General features: G+C 71.9%; 4 protein-coding genes. All 4 read right to left on the bottom strand.

Annotated elements, in window-relative coordinates:
• Positions 1–27: 27 nt before the first annotated feature.
• Positions 28–1056, bottom strand: coding sequence for an L-threonine 3-dehydrogenase (gene tdh / locus AOK03_RS37965; RefSeq protein WP_055569917.1), 1029 nt, complete (start codon positions 1054–1056; stop codon positions 28–30).
• 159 nt (positions 1057–1215) lie between these two features.
• Complete coding sequence (locus tag AOK03_RS37960) at positions 1216–2400, bottom strand: Gfo/Idh/MocA family protein (RefSeq protein ID WP_055569916.1); 1185 nt, start codon at positions 2398–2400, stop codon at positions 1216–1218.
• 142 nt (positions 2401–2542) lie between these two features.
• A complete protein-coding gene (locus tag AOK03_RS37955) occupies positions 2543–4801 on the bottom strand; it encodes a galactose-binding domain-containing protein (RefSeq protein ID WP_079075228.1) in 2259 nt (752 codons plus the stop codon).
• The coding region (locus AOK03_RS37950; RefSeq protein WP_055569915.1) for a M1 family metallopeptidase at positions 4798–6000 on the bottom strand (1203 nt) is incomplete at its 5' end. The genes AOK03_RS37950 and AOK03_RS37955, both read right to left, overlap by 4 nt.

Genomic DNA, 6000 nt, shown 5'->3' with positions numbered 1-6000 from the left:
TGGGCGGCGCGGGGCGGGCGGCGGAGGTCAGGCGGTCCAGTCGAGGATGACCTTGCCGCCGCGGCCGCTCGCCGCGTCGTCGAAGGCGGCCTCGAAGTCGCGGTGGCCGTACCGTCCCGTGATGACGGGTGCCAGGTCGAGGCCGCCCTCGAGCAGCACCGACATCGCGTACCAGGTCTCGAACATCTCGCGGCCGTAGATGCCCTTGATGGTGATCATCGAGGTGACGATCCGCGACCAGTCGACGGCGAACTCCTCGGCGGGCAGGCCGAGCATGGCGATCTTGCCGCCGTGGGTCATGTTGGCGACCATGTCGCGCATCGCGCGCGGGTTGCCGGACATCTCGAGGCCGACGTCGAAGCCCTCGCGCAGGCCGAGCTCGCGCTGGCCGTCGGCGATCGTCGAGCTCGACACGTCGAGGGCGAGGCTGACGCCGACCTTGCGGGCCAGCTCCAGGCGCTCCTCGCTGACGTCGGTGATCACGACGTTGCGGGCACCGGCGTGGCGGGCGACGGCCGCCGCCATCAGACCGATCGGTCCGGCGCCGGTGATCAGCACGTCCTCGCCGACCAGCGGGAAGGACAGGGCCGTGTGCACGGCGTTGCCGAACGGGTCGAATATCGCGGCCACGTCGAGGTCCACGGGGACGCGGTGCACCCACACGTTGGACGCGGGCAGCGCCACGTACTCGGCGAAGGCGCCGTCCCTGCCGACTCCGAGGCCGACGGTGGCGCGGCACAGGTGCCGCCGCCCGGCGAGACAGTTGCGGCACTTGCCGCAGACCAGGTGGCCCTCGCCGCTGACCCGGTCGCCGATCTTGATGTCGGCGACGTCACGGCCGGTCTCCACGACCTCGCCGACGAACTCGTGCCCGACCACCAGCGGCGCGCTGATCGCCTGCTGCGCCCAGCCGTCCCAGGCCCTGATGTGCAGGTCCGTACCGCAGATCCCGGTGCGGAGCACCTTGATGAGCACGTCGCCGTGGCCGATGACCGGCTCCGGTACGTCCTTCAGGCTGAGACCCGGCTCTGCCTTCTCCTTGACCAGCGCCTTCAACGCCACGGCTCCCGTCGTACGTCGCTTCTTCCCCCGACGACACAGGAATCTTCCCTACGGCGGCGCCCCGGTCCATCGAGGATTTCTTAAGCGCCGCCGCAGCTTTCCTTCAGGCCCGGCGAACAGGCCCGGCGAACCCCGGCGATACGGGCCGCCAGGTCAGCGCGTCTGGCCGCGCTCGAAGTAGGCGATCAGCTCCGGGTCGAGGCCGGGGACCTCGCGGGGCGTCCCGCCGTCCCGCAGCGACTGCGTCGCCCGCACGCCCGCCGCGACCGCCATGCGCGCCGCGACGGGCGACGTGTCGGTGCGCCCTCCCTCGCGTACGAAACGTACGAACTCGTCGATGAGCAGCGGGTCCGCGCCACCGTGCCCGCCGTCGTCCTGCGCGTCCGGCACCGGGTGGACGGCGTCGGCCTCGTCGCGGTAGCCCGACCGGCGCGCGTTCCACACCTTGACCACTCCCCCGGGGCCGTCGCCGAAGTTCTCCAGGCGGCCCGCGTCGCCGATGACGGTGTAGTTGCGCCAGTAGTCGGGGGTGAAGTGGCACTGCTGGTAGGCGGCGAGGACTCCGTTGTCCAGACGCATGTTGACCAGGGAGACGTCCTCGACGTCGATGACGGGGTTCAGGTCGCGCTGGGTGTGCGGCGGCCAGTGGCCGTCCCTGGTGTACCAGTCGTCCGTCTTCGGCTCGCCTGGCTCGCGGCGGTGCGGGTTGTCGCCGTAGACCATGAGGTCGCCGAGGGCCTGCACCCGGCTCGTGTAGCCGCCGGCGAGCCAGTGCAGCACGTCGATGTCGTGGGCGGCCTTCTGTAGCAACAGGCCGTTGGTGTACTGCCGTTCGGCGTGCCAGTCCTTGAAGTACCAGTCGCCGCCGTAGCCCACGAAGTGGCGCACCCAGACCGTCTTGACCGCGCCGATCTCCCCGCGCTCGATGATGTCGCGCATCAGGCGGACCACGGGCATGTGGCGCATGTTGTGCCCGACGTACAGGCGCGTGCCCGTCTCGTGGGCCGTGCGCAGGATCTCGTCGCAGGCCTCGACGCTCGTCTCCAGGGGCTTCTCCACGAAGACGGGCTTGCCCTCGCGCAGCGCCTCGCAGGCGAGCGTGGCATGGGTGTGGTCGGGGGTGAGGACGACGACCGCGTCGACGTCCGGGTCCTCGACGACCTTGCGGTGGTCGCTGGATATCAGCGCGCCCGGGAAGGCCGTGGCCGCCTCGGCCCTGGCGGTGGCGTCGTGGTCGGCGAGCGCGGTGACGCGGGCGCCCGCGTCCGGCCGGTGGGCGGTGCGGGCGAGCGAGCCGCGCAGTCCGTAGCCGAGAACGCCGAGACGGAGGTCGGTCATGGAACTTCCTTCGCTTGAGCCGGTGTTGCGGGTGCTGACCTCGGGGTGCGGGTGTCTACCCCAGGGGTGCGGGCGGGGCGGATGAGCTTGATCCTTATCTATCCGGCCCCGCCCGCCCGTGTCGAGGGGCGCGACGCCCCGGCTACGGATGGAGGAGCACGTGGGCGAGGGCGACGCGCCCGCTCCCGGCGAGCCTGATCCGTACGAACCTGGCCGGTTCTCGCGCCCCTCTCCCCCCGAACTCCAGGAGCGTGGGGCGCAGCGCCTTCCCGGTGATGTGCCGGGTCGTGGCGTCGGTGAAGTCCGCGGTCCTCGACAGCTGTACGTCGAAGTCCGCCGTGGCCGTCGACGCGCCGTTCCACACCTCGACCTGTCCGACGGGCCGCACCTCGCCGAGGTCGACCTGCCACCAGGCACCCGGCTCGGCGAGCGTACGGGTGTCGGTGGAGGTGTCGCCGTCGACGGCGTACGCGGCCGGGGCCTCGCCGTCCGTGGAGGACTGGGTCGCCCGGCCCGCGCGGGCCAGGTCGGGGCGCAGCTGTTCGGCGCGCTCGGGACGGGCGCCCGCGCGACGCGCCACGGCGAGCGCCGCGGCGGGCAGCCGGTCCAGTTCGGTGTGGTTGTCCCGCATGGTCGAGCCCGTGCCCGCCAGGGCGGGTGTGTCGGTGTCGGTCCAGTTGCCGGTGGCGTGGTTCTGGATGCCGTAGTCGGCCCAGTTGGAGACCCACTTGTAGCCGATGCGCGTGATCACGTTGCGCTCGACGCGGATATACGAGGACTGCTCGTCCAGGTAGATCCCGTTGCCGTCGCGCTCGGTGTTCCCGTACGCCGAGCGGTTGATGTAGTTCCCGGAGATGACCGTGCCGGGCTGCGCGCCCTGCGTGTAGATGGCACCGCCGTCGTGCTGGTCGTGCTCGACGCGCATGACGTCGGTGATGCGGTTGCCGGTGACGCTGTTGTCGCGGAGCACCGATTCCCGGGCCTCGGGCTGGTTCCAGCCCCAGCCGACGGAGATCCCCGAGTAGGGCAGGTCCGCGAGGGTGTTGTGGTCGACGTTCAGCTCCGCCTCGTAACCGGCCCAGATGCCCACCGCGTCCGTGTACTCGACTCCCGCGCGACGGACGGTGTTGTACGCGAACGTGTTCCGCTCCCCCGCGAGTTCGGGCCGCGGGTCGGGCTCGGTGTCGCCGATGTAGGCCGCGCCCGAGGAGAGGTCGGTGAAGCGGGAGCGGGTGACCGACGAATCCTTGGTGCCCGCTTCGAGGACGACGCCCGCACCACCGAGACGGGTGAACTCCGCACGGTCGACGGCAACATGGCGGCCGCCCCGCACGGTGAGCGCCGCCGCGGGCTTGGTGTAGTACCGGCCCGCGTGGTCGGTGGGGCCCGTGGCGCCGGTGAGGGTGAGACCGGCCTGCGTCCCGGCGTAACCCTCGTCGGTGGCCAGCTGGTGGTAAGCGGCGTACGCGAAGCCGATGCCGTCGACACGGATGTCGTGGGCGCCGTCCAGGACCATGAGCCGCTCGGTCACCGGCGCGACCGCGTGGACGCGACGCGGGTCCTCACCGGCGCGCGGGAGGTAGGTGACGGCGCGGTCCTCGGCGTCCCACACGAACTCGCCCGGCTTGTCCAGGAGTTCGCGGGCGTTCTCGAAGAAGGCGACGCCGTGGTAGCGGGCCGAGTCGACGGTGGTGGAGTCCCAGGCGGGGCCCGTGCGGTCGGTCCCGCTCGCCGAGTTGGCCCAGCAGGGCTGCGCGAACGTGATGCGGTCGCCCGCCACCCCGGTGATCCGGCAACGGTAGTTGCGCCAGCGGACCTTGATGACCGCCTCGGCCCCCGTCGGCCGCTCCCACTGTGCGATGCCGGTGGCCGTGGCGCCCGTCATGCCGTCCTTGGTGGCGTCGCAGGTGGCGGCGGAGCAGGCCGCGCCTCGTGCCCGGACGGCACGGCGGCCATTGACGAAGAGCTGGCGGGGAGCGACCCCTTCGGGGACGGCGGCGGTCCAGGTGCCGTCGCGGTTCTCCGTCCAGCCGTCGGCCGCGCGGCCTCCGGAGAGCACGGGGCGGGCACCGGGCGCCGCGGCCCAGGTGACCGCGTGCCCCGCGCGCCCGGAGTCGGCGGCGCCAAGCTTCAGCGGCTCGGCCAACTCGTAGGTTCCGTCGGCTAGTTCGACGCGCACATCGCGTGCGTGCCGCACATCGCGTCCGATGAGGGTCCGCGCGGCGTCCCGGGCACCGGTGAGCGAGCAGGGGCGTGCGGCGCTGCACGCGTCGCCGGTGCCGTGCGGGGCGGCGTGCAGGACGCGCGGGCCGGGCTCCGCCGCGACCCCCGGGGCGGCGGGGGCGCCGAACGCCAGCGCGGCGGCGAGGCCCGCGACCAGGGCGCCTGACCTGCGGCTCACTTGACGTCACCCCAGTCGGGGTGCCCCGGCATGGGCGGGTTGTCGAGGTCGTACAGCCAGTGGTGCAGGAAGGTCCCGACGGACGGGTCTCCCGTCACCTGCACCGCGTTGTCGATGAAGTCCCGCGTGGAGGCGTTGCCGTGCCGGTGCTCGGTCAGCCACGCCTTCATGACGGCGTCGAACTCGCCCTGCCCGATCTGCTGCCGCAGGGCGTAGAGGGAGACGGCGGCGCCGTCGTAGATGTTGAAGCCGCCGAGCCCGGTCGGCTTGCCGGGCGGACCGTCGGTCTTGCGCACCGCGTCGAGTTTCTCGTACGCGGTCCTCATCTTCTCCTCGATGGGCTGGAACCCCTTCTGATCCGCCCACACCGCCGCGTAGAACACGGCGGGCCCCTCGTTCAGCCAGGCGTCCTGCCAGGTGGCGGGGGTGACGGAGTCGCCGAACCACTGGTGGGTCAGCTCGTGGACCATGGTGGTGGAGTAGGTGGGGCGCTCGAACCAGCCGGGGCCGAAGAGGGAGAGGGTCTGGTTCTCCAGCGCGTCGCCGTAGCCGTCGCGCACGATCTGCACGCCGTACGTGTCGAAGGGGTAGCGCACGCCGAGGGTCTTCTCCAGCCAGGCGAGCTGACCGCCGGTCTCCTCGACGACGGGACGGTACTTCGCGACCTGGTCCTCGGGCACGAGGTGGCGCAGCTTCACGCCGTGCGGGCCACGCCCGTACAGGTAGGTCTGCTTGTTGACGGAGATACCCAACAGCTCGGGCGCCATCGGGGAGTTGAGCGAGAATTCCCAGGTCTCCTTGGCGCCGGGGGCCTTGCGCCGCGCGGTGAGGTTGCCGTTGGCGGCGGGCGTCCAGCCCTTGGGCGCGGTGAGGTGGAAGGTCCAGGTGGCCTTGTCGGAGGGGTGGTCGTTGACGGGCGCGAAGGTGTCCGCGCGCGAGGCCTGGGCGGCCGAGGCGAAGCCGCCGTCGGACATGTGCCGCCAGCCGGGCAGGCCGACGGGCTTCGTCTTTCCGTTGCCGTGATAGGTGACTTCGACGTCGAAGGAGCGGCGGTCGCGCAGGGCGCGCGCGGGGGTGACGGTGAGCTCCTGGCCGGTCTTGCCTGCGGCGAGGGACCAGGTGGCGGGCGAGCCGTTCACCGTGATCCGGTCGATGGCGAGCGAGTCCACGTCGAGGTTGAAGGACGACAGGTCCTGGGT

The organism is Streptomyces atriruber (assembly GCF_001418325.1).
GTDB lineage: Bacteria > Actinomycetota > Actinomycetes > Streptomycetales > Streptomycetaceae > Streptomyces > Streptomyces atriruber.
Note: the sequence above shows the minus strand (reverse complement) of the source record. Positions and strands in the feature narration are given on the sequence as shown.

Coding starts and splice junctions, on each gene's coding strand:
- AOK03_RS37960 (WP_055569916.1), bottom strand. CDS start 2,400: ATGACCGACCTCCGTCTCGGCGTTCTCGGCTACGGACTGCGCGGCTCG.